The following is a 15,222-nucleotide window of genomic DNA, read 5'->3' as shown; positions in this document are numbered from 1 at the left end:
GGCGGACTACGTCACCCTCTCCGGCCGCCGTCGCCACCGCCGGGGGTGGTGCCGGAATCGGTGATGCTGCTCTGCCACTGGTCGGCGAAGTCGGTAGCGGCTTCGTTGGAGAGCTCAAAACGCCGCTTCATGACGAGGGTGTAGTCGGCGGTGTCGTTGAAGGCGGTCACCAGCGACTCCAGCAGTCCGTCGTGGTTCTTGATCATCGGAGTGAGGTTCTCCTTCAGGGAACGCTCGATCTCCTCTTCCCGCCCGTCCGTCTCGTCCCAGGCATCACCGATATTGGCGCGCTGTGCTATCAGATCGGTGCGCAGCTTGTGGACGAAGTTGCCGAGGTCGTAGATCTCGTTGCCGGCCCGGCCGAGTTCATCGGGGTTGGCGCTGAATTCTTCTCCTGACACCGCCTATCCTTTCCGTTCTGTCGGGCGCGGCGTGCCGTCTCCTGCCACATGATCACACGCCGCGCCGTCCGCGGTGCCCGATGGGGGCGTGGGGGACGAGTGGGGGCGAAAGGTAGATTACGCCCTTTCTACTCTGCCTCCTCGTCGTTCTGGGTGTTGCCGTTGCCGTTGCCGCTGGTGGTGCTGCCAGTACCGCCGGTACCACCAAAGCCGCCGATACCACCAGTGCCGCCGGTACCGCTCTGCGAGCCGAACGGCTGTCCCATGAGTGCGGTGATCTCCGCAGCGGTGAGTTCCTGGTCGTCCTCCAGGTCGGACCAGCGGAGGACACTCTCGTGCAGCTGGGCGGAGATTTCCGTCATCTTCACCTCCAGCTTGTCCAGCTCCTTGTAGATGTCCTTCAGGCCCTGGTCGACCTGCTTATGGAGAGTGGAGATGATGGGGAGGTGCTCGGGATTTCCGCAGAGGAGGTGCGGGCCGCCGTCCTGGTACGGCTGCAGTTCCAGCTTGTGTGCGGCGGCGGCGTCCCGGATCCCGATCACGAAGTCCTTGTTGAACTTCTTGATCTCACTGAACGCGATCGTGGTGACGTCGCCGGAGGTCTCGGAGCCTTCGCCGTTCTGGCCCGCGCCGTTTCCGCCCTCACCTTCCCCCTTTTCCTCGCCGTTGCCCTTTTTGTCGTCGACGGGCTCGGGCTCATCTTCCGAACGCGGGTCTGGCTCACCGGAGTCGTCTTCTTCTTCCTCTTCTTCTTCCTCTTCTTCCCCGGACGAGCTGGAGGTGGAGTCGTCTCCGCCGGGTGAGCTGGACGAGCCCGTCCCAGCCGACTCCTCCTCCTCGCCGGTGCCTTCTTCGCCGTCCTCCGAGACGGGCCGGGTGCTCATAACGTGACGCGGGAGGGTCTGGACAGGATCGGAAGTGGAGGCCCCTCCGCCGGGAGAATCGGACGAGCCCGTCCCGGCCGACGATTCTCCACTGCCGCCAGGAGATTCGCTCTGGCCGGTAGCACCCTGGCTACTGTCTCCCGGCTGCTCCGCGGAATCCTCCGCCGGCGGGGTGAGCGTGAGCTCGCCCGTTTCCGGATCGACCGTCAGCTCGTTGTCGTCCAGATCGGCCCGGACCGCACCGGTTTCCGGGTCGACGATGAGCCGGCCGTCGGGACGGTCGACGATGATGTCACCGGTCTCCGGATCGACGCTGATCTGCGCGTCGCCCTCTCCCAGTGTGAATTCCCCGCCAGCCGCGGAGCTGTCGTCGTGCCCCGCGGTGTCCTCGGGGTCACCGATGATGAGCTCGCCCGTCTCCGGGTCGATACGGACCCGGTCGTTGCCGCTGTCCATCGTGACCTCGCCCGTCCCCGGGTCGATGGTCACGTTGCCGTTCGGCCCCAGGGCGATCTTGCCCGTTTCGGGGTTGATGCTGACCCGGCCGGTGGAGTTGGGGTCGCCATTCGCCGGGGTGAAGACCAGGTCCCCGGTCTCCGGATCCTTCTCCACGTCACCCAGGGCGGGGTCCACGCTGACGGTGCCGTTCCCGTAGTCGATCTCGGCCGCGCCCGTTTCGGGGTTGGTGGCGATCGAATGGGCCGGTTCCGACTCCGAGGTGGCCGGCGGCGTGTTGCCCACGTGCTCGGTCGGCGTGGACTGCCCGGTCTGCCCGTTCCCGGACGTGTCCCCTGAGGTGTCGCCAGCGGAGCCTCCGGGCGTCGTCTGCCCTGCGGCGTTCTCCTCGTTACCCGTGGACTCCTCGTCCTGGGGCTCCTCCGTGGCGGTGCCGGAGCCACCGTCCGGCGCGGGGTCCCCGGACTGGGAAATCGGCGGGGACGACGTGCCGGGGGGGCTGTACGACGGTGGAGCGAAGGAGGACGACTCCCCGGGGGTGACGGCGTCCGAATCGGCCGCGGCATCGTCATCTCCGGTCTCCTGCTCTCCGGAGGGGACCGTCTTGCTCGGGATGTGCGGAGTGTTCTGCTCCGGGACGGTGACCTGGCCCTCGGTGGACCGGTCGTTGTTTGCGGGCACGGTCTTGGACTGATCGTCGGCCGCCTGGTCCTCGTCGCCGTCCTGCGCATCGGACCCGCCACCGGCGGACTGCCCGTCGCCGCCGCCACCTTCCGCCTGCTCCTCCTCGGCGGGGGTAACGATGACCTGGCCGGTCTCCGGGTCGACACTCACGGAGCCGTCGCCGAGTTCGACGCCGACCGCGCCGTCCTCGGGGTTGATGGTGATGGTGCCCTCGTGCCGGTACACCTGGATCAGTCCGGTGTCGGGGTCGACGCGGACCATGACCTCGCCGGGGTTGGGCACCAGCGGCTCCCCGTCGGCGAAGCCGGCGTCCTCGGCCACGAGCGCCGCCGGGTCGCCCATCGTCAGCCGGCCGCTCTCCGGGTCAATCTCGAACGCGCCCTCGGAGTCGAGGGTGACCTCGCCGGTCGCCGGGTCGACGACGACCTTGCCGCCGCTGTGCAGGATGGTGAGCAGCCCGCTGTCGGGGTCGATGCTCACCTGCCCGGGAGGCGACACCACCTTGCTGCCTTCCGGCGTGGCGGTGAACTGCCCGGTCTCCGCATCCAGCTCGATGTCGTGGTCGCCATGGTCGAGGTGCACCACACCCGTGCCGCTGTCGACGGTGACCAGCCCGGTCTCCGGATCGATCTCGATGCTCGGGGACCGCTCCTCGCCCGCGGCGTCGGTGCTGATGGGGATCACCGGCTCGCTCTTCGCCGCGACCCCCTTGTCCGGGATGGGCTCCATGGGCTGGTGCAGCGTCTGCTCGCCGCGCAGCAGCCGCTGCTGAGGTTCCCCCTCGGAAGCGGGCACGCTGATGTCCTCCACCGGCTGCGCCGGTTCCCGCTGCGGGTGCAGGGCACGCGCGAACACAGTGGCGGTGTCCACCGACTCCGTCATCGGCGTGTACTGCTGCGTGACCTGCTCGTCGCCGGCCTGCTGCTGTCCACCTCCGTACGAGCCGCCGCCGTCGCCGCCACCGTGGCCAGGCTGGCTGGAGTACGAGGAGCCCTGCCGGAGCTCATGCCGCGGCATGGTCTGCTTGAAGGCGCGGAACGCCTCGACGGTCGTGTCGCTGTCCGCGCCCACGGTGATGATGCCCGTCTCATCGTCGACGTGGACCTGTTTGCCGCCGGGGTCCAGCGTCGTGACGTCCCCGTCGTCCTGCGTGATGTGCAGCTCCCCGGTCGCGGGATCGGAGCTGACGCTGTCACCGGCCGAAGCCGCGACCGGCGCCATCATGGCGACGGTCCGCAGCACCTCGCGCGGCGAACTCGCATCGCCCTCCTCAGAGGGCACAGGGGTGGAGCTGTCCCGGTTCTCGGTCATGGTCGTCTCCTAGCCCACTTCGGGGCGTTCGCTCCTGCCGGGCACGTCCGTGCCCATGAAGGGGAGGTCGAGTTTGCTCATCATCTGCGTCGGGTTGATCTGGCCGTTCATCGCGTCGGCCATGTTCACGCCTTCCGGAGCGAACCGGCCGAGGGTTTCCGCGACGTGCGCGGACATCTGGGTACGGGCGCGCTCGATGACGTCCTTGATCGCCTGGGCCAGCTCCGCAGGCGCCATCTGGCGGTACTTCTGGGTGGGGAACTTCAGTTCCACCAGTTCGCCCTTGGCGTTAACCTTCGCGCTCACCGCCCGATCCTTGGACACGACCTCTTCGGTTGCCGATTCCAGGCTTGCGTTTGCCTGCGCGAACTCCGCCATCTGCGTCCGAAGACGTGCGAGTGCCTGCTCCACCTGTTCGGGCATCGATGTACTCACGTGCCGCTCCCTTCTTCTCTTCGCCAGGTACGGGACGCCCGAGGACGGACTTGCGGTCCTTGCCGGCAGTGCCCCAGACCCGCTCGTCCTCGGACAGCCAGGTCGAACGGCTGCGGTCCTGCTGGTTCTGCCCGCCCATGTTCGGCGGCATCATGGGCGGCATGCCGCCCATGGGGGCGCCGGTCCCGTTCTGCATCTGACCTGGTCCGCCGGGGTTTGGGGCGGTCAGGAAGCCACTCTCACCGGGGCCGCCGGTCGGCCCGGCCGCGCCGTTCTGCCCTCCGGGCCCGGCGAACATGCTCGAGCGGTCGGACGTTCCGGGGGCCTGCCCATCGCCGCCGAAGCCGCCGGATCCGGGGCCCCCGCTGGTCGTGGAGGGACGGTACTCCGGGATCTCGATGCGCGGCGGACTCGGGAGACCGGAGCCGCTGCCCGGACCGCTGCTGGTGATGGGCTGCCCGGTATCGGGGTCGATCCGCAATCCGGTAGTGGGATCGACCGCGTAGGTCTCCCCGGTGTCGGGATCGAACGCCATCTGGTACCCGGTATCCGGGTCATACGGCAACCCCGTGTTCGGGTCGATGGGGAACGGAACGCCGGTGTCCGGGTCCACGAGCACCGGCAGGCCGGTGTCCGGGTTGTACGGCAGCTCCGTCTCCGGGTCGATGGGGAACGGCTCGCCGGTCTCCGGGTTAATGGGGATGCCGCTGTCGGGATCGATGGGGAAGTTCCCCACGCCGGGGCCGCTGCTGGTGATCGGTTCGCCGGTCATCGGGTCGATGCCCACCGGCTGGCCGGTGGACGGGTCCATCTGGATCGGCAGTCCGGTGTCCGGGTCGTACGGCAGTCCGGTGTCGGGGTCGATCGGGTAGGGCTGGCCGGTGTCGGGGTCCAGGGCGATGGGCAGGCCGGTGTCGGGGTTGTAGGGCAGTCCGGTGTCGGGGTCGATCGGGAGGGGCTGGCCGGTGTCCGGGTTGAGAGGCAGCCCCGTGCCGGGGTCCGTGGGGAATCCGCCGGGGAAGCCGCCGCTGCCCGGACCGCTGCTGGTGATCGGCTGCCCCGTAATGGGGTCGATGCCCACCGGGTCGCCGGTTTCCGGGTCGAACTGGATCGGCAGTCCGGTGTCCGGATCGACCGGCCCGCCGGTGATCGGGTCGATCGGGTAGGGCTGGCCGGTGTCGGGGTCCAGGGCGATGGGCAGGCCGGTGTCGGGGTTGTACGGCAGCCCGGTGTCCGGGTCGACGGGGAAGGGCTGGCCGGTGTCCGGGTTGAGAGGCAGCCCCGTGCCGGGGTCCGTGGGGAACCCGCCGGGGAAGCCGCCGCTGCCCGGACCGCTGCTCGTGATCGGCTGACCCGTCATCGGGTCGATCGGCGTCGGCTGGCCGGTGTCGGGGTCGATCGCGACGGGCAGCCCGGTGTCCGGGTCGTAGGGCAGGCCGGTGTCGGGGTCGACGGGGAAGGGCTGGCCGGTGTCGGGGTCGATGGGCAGCCCGGTATCCGGGTCGACCGGGAACGGTGTCCGGTTGCTGCCCCGCTGAGTGGAGGGCGGCGGTGTCATGCCGCTGCCGCCACCGGGCCCGCCCGAGTACAGCGGCGGCGGCACGATGGTGCCGTCGCCGGGTGGCGGGGTGATGCCGCTGCCGGCGCCTGGGCCGCTGTAGTCGGGGGGCGGCGGCAGCACGCTGCTGTTCCCCGGCCCACCGAAGGAACCGGGGGGCGGCATGCTGCTGCCCGCCCCCGGGCCGCTGTAGTCGGGGGGCGGTGGCAGCACGCTGCTGTTCCCCGGCCCACCGAAGGAACCGGGGGGCGGCATGCTGCTGCCCGCCCCCGGGCCGCTGGACTCAATGGGCGGCGGCTGGTAGTCGCTTCCGGGCGGGGGCGGCATGCTGCTGCCCGCCCCCGGGCCGCTGGACTCAATGGGCGGCGGCTGGTAGTCGCTTCCGGGCGGGGGCGGCATGCTGCTGCCCGCCCCCGGGCCGCTGAAGGACTGCATGGGGGGCGGCTGGAAGTTGCCGCCGCCAGGCGGCGGCATGCCGCTGCCCGGCCCCGGGCCCGGAGGGGGCGGGACCTGGTAGTCCGGCGGCGGACCGAACTCCAGCTTGGGCGGCGGAGTGTTCAGGTACTCGTTGAGCCAGTCCGGCGGGTCATTCCACGGATTGTCGCCGCCGGGACCGCCCGGACCGCCCGGACCGCCCTCGCCGCCAGGCGGTGTGTACCCCGGCGGCTGGTTGCCCGCGATAGGGAGGATGCGCGGGACCCGGCCGGCGATGGAGTCGTAGTGGGTGCCCATCTTCTCGTGCAGCTCTACGGCGGCGTCGACGACGCCGTCGAGCTGCTTCCGCCAGCGGTCGTGCAGCAGCGCGTTGACCCGGGCGTCGGTCGGCGCGTCACCCACGATGCCCCAGTCGTTCGTGTCCGGGTTGACGAGGACTTCCATCTGGTCACGGGGTTCGTTGAACCGGATGTTGGCGTTGGCGGTGTTGTACCAGTCGTAGACGAGGTCGTAGATGCCCTTGTAGTTGGCGTTCCAGTTGTCGATCTGCTGAGCCAGCGTCCTGATCGCGCTCAAGATGCCCGGACGCACATCGTTGACGGCGTTGTGGAAGGCGTCCAGTTGCTGGGTCAGCGACTCGAGGTAGGTGCCCAGCTTGTACAGGTGGGCGGCGAACGCTGCGGCGCCGTCGCCCTGCATCGGGCTGTCCGGGACGTCGATTTTCTTGAACTGTTCGAAGATGCCGTCGCGCTGGGTGACGAAGAAGTCGTCCGCCTTCGCGATTAGGGACGCGATGTCCCAGTGCGTCTGGGTCGAGTAGTTCTGGGAACTTACCGAGGTGCCGACCACCATGACGTTGCGCAGGTCGATCAGCCGCTGCCGGAACTTGTTCTCGATCGAGTCCGCCGCGTACAGATTCGGTTCGAACCAGTAACCGGAATAGTCCGTCGTCGTGTAGTAACCGACCGTCTCGTTCCAGCTGAACCACAAGTTCATGTTCTCGAACTTGTGCCAGTTCCACACCTTGCCGAAGTGGTAGTACCCGTGCGTGAGCCAGGGCTCCTTGGTGACCTCGCTCATCGCGGGCATGGGCGGGTGCGCTCCGTCCTCCTTGGAGTCCGCGAAGATGTTCATGGTCTCGTGCAGCTCGGGCACGGGCTCCTCCTCGCTGTTGTCACCCAACCGGCCCCGCGTGGGCCGGTCACCGATGGGGGAGGGCGGTCACGGACGGTCGCCCGGAACCGCCCTCCGGGGCGTCACTACTGCAGGGCCTGCCACCGGGCGGCCTCGCGGCGGTCGGTCGCGTTGTAGTTCTGCGCGATGTTGCCGAGCGCGAGCTGCCCGCTGTTCAGCAGCGTGCGCATGTCATCGACGTGCAGCCGCCACTTGGCGACCGCCGTGTCGAACTCGTCCGACGCGAAACCGATGTTCTGCTGCTTGATGACCTGCATGCGCGCGGCGAGGTCCTCGATCGCCTTCGCGACGACCTCGGTCTGCTGGCGGAGGGCGTCCTCGGTCAGCGCCGCGCCCTGGTACTTCATGGAAAAGCCGTCAGTCATGGAGCATCCTCCTGCGTGTGGGGGTGGAGAGCCGGGGGCACTGGGGGTGGCGCGTGGACGTACCCGTCCCGAGCCGGTGCGATGACGGTTAGTTCGGGTTGAGGACGTTGTTCCAGCTCGACGCCTGGACGATGTTCTCGTCCTCCACCGCGTGCATCTGCTGCACGGTGCCGCCGTAGTTGCCGATCATGTTGTTCATCTCGTTGGTGATGATCCGCAGCTCCTCCAGCCACAGGGCGAGGGCCTCGAAGTACTTGTTCGCGGCGCCACCCGCCCAGGAGCCCCGCAGGGTGTCGCGGGCGGCGTCGACGCTGGTGTAGACGTTGTTGCAGGTGGTGTGCGAGGTCTCCAGGGCATCCGCCGCCTGTTGGTTGGCGGCGTCAAGATTCTGCATCTGGTTCATGGGACCCGGTCCTTTCGGTCGTCGATCGGTTCACTCGGGACAGTCGGTCTGCGGTGGTTCCGGATTTTGCGCCAGGGGAAGCGGCGCGGCATCGGGAGCCAGTAGTGGGCCGGTGGGGATCAGCCTCAGCAACGACGTCGGCACGGGGGTGGCCGCGCCCGGATCGAAACCGAGGGCGCCGACCGTGTCGGGGTTTGACACGGGGAACTTAGCAGCGGCGTCGGTGACCATGTAGTAGGTCGGGGTCTCGGTACTGCCGCCCACGGGCCGTGCCTCCACGAGGGCGCCGCCGCCGGACGGGATGCCCATGAGGTCGGGGGTGGGGCAGCCGGGGGCGATCTCGGGCGCCTCCTGCACCGGCCACGCCTGGATGTCACTGACCGGCCGGATCGCCAGGCCGAGTCCGCCGTCGTCACCCAGCCGCAGGCAGGCGGTGTCGCCGTCCAGGGGGACCAGCTCCGGCGGGCTGGCCGGGAGCGGGCTGTCCTCGGGGCGGTCGATGGTGCTGTCCTCGGCGAGAACGCCCCGGAGGTCGGCGGGGGTGAGCGAAATAGCGGCCGGAGTCTCGCCTCCGTAGGCGCCGGCCCGCACGGCGGGGTGGGTGAGGAGCAGCCGGGACTCGGTCGCGGTGAGCGGGGCCAGCCCGTCGCGGGTGAGCAGGTAGTACTGGTCTGGCTGCCCGTCGCCGCTGACGACGAAAATCTGGCCGACGGTGGCCGGGCGTCCGGCGATGGCCGGTCCCTCTTCGCCCAGACCGCTCACGGTGGGGGCGGCGAGGTCGGGCGCGGCCGGCACGGTGTCGAGGAAGGCGCTGGTCACCGGTAGGACGGGGCTGGTGCCGTAGCCGAGCGCCTCCAGCGCGCCGTTGTCGGTGTCGAGCCGCAGCCGGGTGCCGCGCCAGAGCAGGTGGCGGCCGCCCTCGGGGTCGGCGACCAGCACCCCGAAGTCGGAGGGGAGGGCGGCCACATCAGCCCCCGATGTGACGGTCAGGGCCGTGCGGGCGTCGAACTCGGACGTCGGCGGGATGGCGCACAGCAGCCACGTCTGCGGGTCGCCCTCCGGGGCCGGCAGCGTGTCGGGCGCGCCGGCAATGCCCACCGTGCCGCCCTTGGGCACGCCCTCCAGGGACGCGCTGGACACCGATGCCACCGTCATCTCCGCGCCCTGGATCAGCCGGGCCGAGGCGTAGTTCGCGACCGGCCGCAGCACGCCGCCGGAGTAGAGGTAGGTGGCGCCCGTCTCCTTCTCGATGATGAGCCGGCCTTCCTGCCGCCAGGACTGGGCACCGCCGGGGAAGATCAGCCCGAAGACCAGGAAACCCACGCACAGCAGCGCACCGATCGCCAGCCCGATGAAGGAGCCGGTGCGGGTGCGGCGCATTGGGGCGTCCACCGCGTCGGGGTCGGCTTCGAGCATGGCCGTGCCGAGCCGCCCGACCACGAAGGTGTGCGCCTGGACCCGGTCGCGTCGTGTCTGCACAGGGTCACCCGCCGATCCCGCGCAGGGCGGTAAAGACGCCCAGGTTGCCGAGCACGAGGGACACCAGCGCCACGGCGAGCAGCGACTGGATGATCTCCGCGGCGCGTCCCCAGTGCGGCAGCGGGCGGCGGCCGGGCAGCGTCCACGAGACCAGCGCCAGCGAGGTGACCACGGCGTACAGCCCGAGCAGGGTCAGCAGCCGGGCCAGCACCTCGGCGTCCCAGACGAAGGAGAACAGCAGGGCGGTCAGCCCCGCACACGGCGGCGCCACCATGAACATCCGCTGCCAGGCGCTGGCCAGCCCGCGCGTTTGCAGCAGCATGATCAGCGCGGCCACGATGCACAGCGTGATGGGCACCCAGCCGGAGGCGCGGGCCAGAATCACCAGGCAGCCGGCGAGGACCAGGCCGGTGGAGGCGAGCAGGGCGCTCTGGTAGCCGTCGGCGAGCCGGGTCCGGTCCAGGACGTCGCGGGCCGGGTAGGGCTCGATGGCCTCCTGGAGCTGCTTGGGGTTGCCCGGCAGCGGTGGCAGCCGCATTCCGGAGATGCGGAAGGCGAGCTGCGGGGCGAAGGTGCTCACCAGCAGAGCGAGCAGCCCCACCAGGCCGGCGCAGCCGGACAGGGTCGCGCTGGGCAGGAACATCAGGAAGACGGCGAAGAGGACACCGAAGATCTGGACGACGAGGGCGCCGAGGAAGAACGGCACCGACCCGGCGACGGCGGCGAGGCCGAGGACGGTCGCCCCGGCGCCGGCCATGGATCCGGTGAGGATCCGGGCGCCGAGCAGCGTGGTGCCGGGCTCCCCGGTGGGCATGGCGGCGCCGGCCAGCGTCATGTAGAGGAGCGCGGCGCCGGCCAGGCCGGTGGCCGCGAGCGGGTCGCCCATCGCCCGGGAGGACGCCCAGGCGGCGAGCAGCATCAGTACCGCGGAGGAAGCCCCGATCAGTGCGGTCAGGTGGCCGGCGCCGCCCAGGTAGAGGACAGCCAGCCCGAGGAACAGCACGCTCAGGCCGAGGCCCTGGAGCAGCATCCGGGTGAAGGCCGGGCGCCACCGGTCGGGGCGCTCGGCCATGCCGTTGGCGACACCGTCGATGAGATCGTCGAAGTGGATAGGGGGAAGCTGGTCCCGGCGGGGCCGAAGGTATAGCGTCTCGCCGTGGCACAGGCCGAGCGAGCGGATCGTCTCGTCCTCGTCCAGGGGGTCGTCCCCGAGCTGCTGCAGCACCCAGCCGTCGTGCTCCAGGCCGCTCTCGTCGAGGTCCTCGCCCTCGTCTCCTTCGGCGTACAGCACGAAGGTGGGCAGCAGCTCGGCGATCGGCACGTCGGAGGGGGCGGCGATCTCGAAGGACCGGCTGGGGGCTCGAATCACCAGCCGGCACAGCTCCGTGGCGGTGGGGTCGCTCATACGGGCCTACTCGTGGGGTGCGGGACTGCGCGGCAGACGGGGAGGACGTTAACATCGCCCCACCCCTTTTGGAATTGGGTGAGACCAAGATTTTGGTCATGTGACCTTAAGTCGTAACGATACCGTTTTGGGCGCGTGCTGTAGTTCGTCATTGCCACGCGTAGCACCAATACGGACATTTCATCTCAGACCGCCCCCATGGTGGTGCAGGAGGACATCATTCTGTGAGCACCATCCTCATCCGCCGGCCCCCGAGGCGTCCCGGGCCCGACATGCCCTCCGGCGATATCAGCCTGCAAGAGCCGCCGGAACTGCCGGAGATGCAGTCCAGCGTCTCGTCGGTCTTCATGTATCTGCCGATGGCGATGACCTCACTGGCCATGATGATGCTGTTCATCCGGCCCGGCGGATCCGGCAACGGGGTGATGCCCTACATCGTCGGCGGCATGATGCTCACCGGCGCGGTGCTCATGCTCGCCGGGCAGTACGTGCGCACCATTCTGGAACGCCGCCACAAACTCAACGACGACCGGCGGGACTACCTGCGCTACCTCGGCCAGATGCGCACCCGGCTCCGCCAGGTCGTCATCGACCAGCGGGACGCCATGCTGTGGCGCGCCCCACACCCGGACGCGCTCTGGTCCATCGTCCGCACCTCCCGGCTCTGGGAACGCCGTTCCACCGACGACGACTTCGCCGAGGTCCGGCTGGCCGTCGGCGAGCAGGAGATGAGCATGACCATCTCCCCGGTCTCCTCCAAGCCGGTCGAGGACCTCGAGCCGCTGAGCGCGCACGCCCTGCGCCGGTTCATCCGGGCCTACGCCACCGTGGAGAACCAGCCCATCTCGGTCTACCTGCGCGGCTACGCGCACATGTCGCTGCGCGGCGACGCCGAGGCGTCCCGGGCCATGGTGCGGGCGCTCATCGGCCAGCTCGTCGTCTTCCACACCCACGACGACCTGCGGGTCGCCGCCTGCGTCGCGGACGACCGCCGCGCCCACTGGTCGTGGCTGAAGTGGCTGCCTCACGCCCAGCACCCCACCGAGCACGACGGCGCTGGCCCGATGCGGCTGCTGGCGCAGGACGCCGTCGAACTGGAGGGGCTCATCGGCGAGGAGTTCGCCGACCGCCCCCGGTTCGACCCGGCGGCCGTCCCCAGCCGCGACGAGCCGTACACGGTGATCATCGTGGACGGCGGGCAGATCCCGCCCGGGTCACGCTTCACCGGCGGCGGGTTCCGCAACGCCGTCATCATCGACGTGGACGACCCCCTGCCGCCCGAGTACGACCCCTACACCCTGGCGCTGGACGTGGCGCGCGACCGGCTGCAGATGATCTCCCAGGACCACAGCGGCCGTCCCGTGTACTCCCCGCTCGGCCGGCCGGACCAGCTCAGCCGGACCCGCGCCGAGAGCCTCGCCCGGCTGCTCGCCCCCTACCGGGTCAGCGTCGCCCAGGAGATCACCGAGCCGCTGACCACCGACTTCGAGCTGACCACGCTGCTCGGCATCCCCAACCTGCACAACCACGACGTGCACCGGATGTGGTCGGAGCTGCATCCGAAGAACCGGCTGCGCGTCCCCATCGGGATGACCGCCGACGGCGCGCCCCTGGAGCTCGACCTCAAGGAGTCGGCGCTCGGCGGCATGGGCCCGCACGGCATGCTGATCGGCGCCACCGGGTCCGGAAAGAGCGAGCTGCTGCGCACCCTGGTGCTCGCCCTCGCGCTGACCCACTCCTCCGAGACGCTCAACTTCATCCTCGTCGACTTCAAGGGTGGCGCCACCTTCATCGGCCTTGACCGCCTCCAGCACACCTCGGCGCTGATCACCAACCTCGCCGACGAAGCCATCCTCGTGGAGCGCATGCAGGACGCCCTGCACGGCGAACTGGTGCGCCGTCAGGAACAGCTGCGCGCCGCCGGCAACTACAGCTCCATCCACGAGTACGAGAAGGCGCGGCAGGCCGACCCCACCATGGAGCCGATGCCCACGCTGTTCGTCGTCGTCGACGAGTTCAGCGAGCTCCTCGCCGCGCACCGCGACTTCATGGACCTGTTCGTCATGATCGGCCGGCTCGGGCGCAGCCTCGGCGTGCACCTGCTGCTCGCCTCCCAGCGCCTCGACGAAGGGCGCATGCACCAGCTGGAGAGCCACCTCTCCTACCGGATCGGCCTGCGCACCTTCTCCGCCATCGAGAGCCGCGGCGTCCTGGGCGTCCCCGACGCCCACCAGCTCCCCTCCGCGCCCGGTAACGGGTACCTGAAGAGCGACACCGAGACCCTCACCCGGTTCAAGGCCGCCTACGTGTCCGGCCCGTACCACGCCCGGCAACGCAGCACCGCCCGCAGCGAAGCCCTCGCCGACATGGTGCCGTTCCTGGATGCCTACGTGCCGGGCCGGGCGCCGGTCCAGGAGGTCGAGGAAGAGGAGACCACGGAGGAGACCGCCGAGCCGCTGCTTGGCGTGGCGCTCGCCCGGCTGTACCAGCAGGGCCCGCCCGCCCGCGAGGTGTGGCTGCCGCCGCTCGGCGTCCCGCCGCTCATCGACGAGCTGCTGTCCATGATGGGCGTCACCCTGCCGGAGGGCGGCCTCCTCTGGTCTGAGAGCAGCAAGCTGACCGTGCCGCTCGGCATCATCGACCGCCCCTTCGAGCAGCTGCGGCAGCCGCTCACGGCCGAACTCACCGGGGCCGGCGGCCACGTCGGCATCGCCGGCGGCCCGCAGAGCGGCAAGAGCACCCTGCTCGCCCTCCTCATGACCTCCCTCGCGGTGCTCAACACCCCGGCCCAGGTGCAGTTCTACTGCCTGGACTTCGGCGGTGGCGTGCTGCAGGCGCTCAGCAGCCTGCCGCACGTCGGCAGCGTCGTGGGCCGCACCGACGCCCGCCGCATCAACCGCACCATCATGGAGCTGACCGAACTGCTCGACAGCCGCGAGGCGCAGTTCGCCGAACACGGCATCGACTCCATGAACACCTACCGGCGCCGCCGCGCCGCCGGGGAGTTCGCCGACGACCCCTACGGTGACGTCTTCCTCGTCATCGACGGCTGGTCCACCATCCGCCAGGACTTCATGGACCTCATCGCGCCGATCGTGCAGATCACCCAGCGCGGCCTCAACTACGGGGTGCACGTCGTCGCGTCCTCGCCGCGCTGGTCCGACTTCCACAGCGGGGTGCGCGACCTGATGGGCACGCGCTTCGAACTGCGGCTGGGCGACTCCGTCGACTCGATGATCAACATGCGCAAGGCGAAGACCGTGCCCCGGATCGCCGGCCGTGGCCTCACCGAGGACCAGCACCACTTCCTCACCGGCCTGCCGCGTGCCGATGGCAGCGCCGACCCCGTCAGCCTCTCCGAGGGCATGAACGAGATCGTCGAACGGGTGCGCGCCGCCTGGGACGGCCCCTCGGCGCCGCCGGTCCGTACCCTGCCCCTCAAGCTGCGCGCGGCGGAGCTGCCCCCGGCCGAGCTCACCCCCACCGGCCTCAAGATCGCGCTCGGGCTGGAGAGCCGCCGGATGCGGCCGTTCTGGCACGACTTCTCCGCCACCCCGCACCTGCTTGTGGTCGGCGACACCGAGACCGGCAAGACCACGCTGCTGCGGCACATCACCAACGCCATCCGCACCCACTACAACCCGAACACCGCGCGGGTGGTGCTCGTGGACCAGCGCCGCGAGCTGTACGACGCCATCCCGCCGGAGATGCAGCTGGGCTACGCGGTCGCCGCTGACCCGGCGCGCGAGATGATGGCCGCCGCCGCGGGGGCCATGAAGGAGCGGCTTCCCGGCCCCGACATCACCCCAGACCGCATCCGCAAGCGCGACTGGTGGACCGGGCCGGAGCTGTTCCTCATCGTCGACGACCTGGAGATGGTCAGTGGCAGCGGGCCGGGACCGCTGACCCCGCTGCTCCCGATGCTCTCGCAGGGCGCCGAGATCGGCCTGCACCTGATCGTGGTGCACGCGGCGGGTGGTTTCGGGCGCGCCTCGATGGATCCGGTCCTGCGCGGGCTCATCGACGGCAACACCCCGACGATCATGCTGTCCACCCCGCCGTCGGAGGGCATGCTGTTCGGCAACGTGCGGGCGCAGAAGCTGCCGCCGGGCCGGGCGCTGTGGATCTCCCGGCGCGACCCGGTGGAGGTCCAGCTCGCCATCGCCGAGGGCAGCCCCTGGGACGAGTGACGGAACCGCCGCCGTGGCCGGT

General features: G+C 70.0%; 9 protein-coding genes. 1 reads left to right on the top strand and 8 read right to left on the bottom strand.

Features of this window, described 5'->3' with window-relative positions:
* Positions 1 to 11 precede the first annotated feature (11 nt).
* From ACYVHU_RS09445 to eccD, 8 genes are all read right to left on the bottom strand, one after another.
* Positions 12 to 401, bottom strand: coding sequence for a hypothetical protein (locus ACYVHU_RS09445; RefSeq protein ID WP_078761490.1), 390 nt, complete (start codon positions 399 to 401; stop codon positions 12 to 14).
* Positions 402 to 529: 128 nt separating this feature from the next.
* Positions 530 to 3,736 carry an NHL repeat-containing protein gene (locus ACYVHU_RS09440; RefSeq protein WP_498948117.1) on the bottom strand — a complete coding sequence of 1,069 codons (3,207 nt, stop codon included), beginning with the start codon at positions 3,734 to 3,736 and terminating at the stop codon, positions 530 to 532.
* Between the two features lie 9 nt (positions 3,737 to 3,745).
* A complete protein-coding gene (locus ACYVHU_RS09435; RefSeq protein WP_235000910.1) occupies positions 3,746 to 4,114 on the bottom strand; it encodes a YbaB/EbfC family nucleoid-associated protein in 369 nt (122 codons plus the stop codon).
* Positions 4,026 to 7,319 (bottom strand): hypothetical protein, encoded by a 3,294-nt coding sequence (locus ACYVHU_RS09430; protein ID WP_498948116.1) that lies wholly within the window; start codon positions 7,317 to 7,319, stop codon positions 4,026 to 4,028. The genes ACYVHU_RS09435 and ACYVHU_RS09430 overlap by 89 nt, the downstream gene beginning before the upstream one ends.
* Before the next feature lie 104 nt (positions 7,320 to 7,423).
* A complete protein-coding gene (locus tag ACYVHU_RS09425) occupies positions 7,424 to 7,723 on the bottom strand; it encodes a WXG100 family type VII secretion target (protein WP_235000908.1) in 300 nt (99 codons plus the stop codon).
* An 88-nt stretch (positions 7,724 to 7,811) separates the two neighbouring features.
* Positions 7,812 to 8,126 carry a WXG100 family type VII secretion target gene (locus tag ACYVHU_RS09420; protein WP_078761486.1) on the bottom strand — a complete coding sequence of 105 codons (315 nt, stop codon included), beginning with the start codon at positions 8,124 to 8,126 and terminating at the stop codon, positions 7,812 to 7,814.
* 30 nt (positions 8,127 to 8,156) lie between these two features.
* Positions 8,157 to 9,605 (bottom strand): type VII secretion protein EccB, encoded by a 1,449-nt coding sequence (eccB, locus tag ACYVHU_RS09415; protein ID WP_078761485.1) that lies wholly within the window; start codon positions 9,603 to 9,605, stop codon positions 8,157 to 8,159.
* Between the two features lie 4 nt (positions 9,606 to 9,609).
* The gene (gene eccD, locus ACYVHU_RS09410) at positions 9,610 to 11,010 is read right to left on the bottom strand and encodes a type VII secretion integral membrane protein EccD (protein WP_078761484.1); all 1,401 of its coding nucleotides are present in this window, start codon (positions 11,008 to 11,010) and stop codon (positions 9,610 to 9,612) included.
* A gap of 224 nt (positions 11,011 to 11,234) precedes the next feature.
* Between eccD and eccCa the strand changes: the two genes are divergently transcribed.
* A complete protein-coding gene (gene eccCa, locus ACYVHU_RS09405) occupies positions 11,235 to 15,200 on the top strand; it encodes a type VII secretion protein EccC (protein WP_498948115.1) in 3,966 nt (1,321 codons plus the stop codon).
* Positions 15,201 to 15,222: the final 22 nt, after the last annotated feature.

It is taken from the genome of Marinactinospora endophytica, assembly GCF_054780875.1.
This window is presented reverse-complemented; position numbering and strand designations above follow the sequence as displayed.

Bases quoted from the DNA above. Each gene is read 5' to 3' on its own strand.
- eccD (WP_078761484.1), bottom strand. From the start codon at position 11,010: ATGAGCGACCCCACCGCCACGGAGCTGTGCCGGCTGGTGATTCGAGCC.
- ACYVHU_RS09435 (WP_235000910.1), bottom strand. From the start codon at position 4,114: ATGGCGGAGTTCGCGCAGGCAAACGCAAGCCTGGAATCGGCAACCGAA.
- ACYVHU_RS09440 (WP_498948117.1), bottom strand. From the start codon at position 3,736: ATGACCGAGAACCGGGACAGCTCCACCCCTGTGCCCTCTGAGGAGGGC.
- ACYVHU_RS09420 (WP_078761486.1), bottom strand. From the start codon at position 8,126: ATGAACCAGATGCAGAATCTTGACGCCGCCAACCAACAGGCGGCGGAT.
- ACYVHU_RS09425 (WP_235000908.1), bottom strand. From the start codon at position 7,723: ATGACTGACGGCTTTTCCATGAAGTACCAGGGCGCGGCGCTGACCGAG.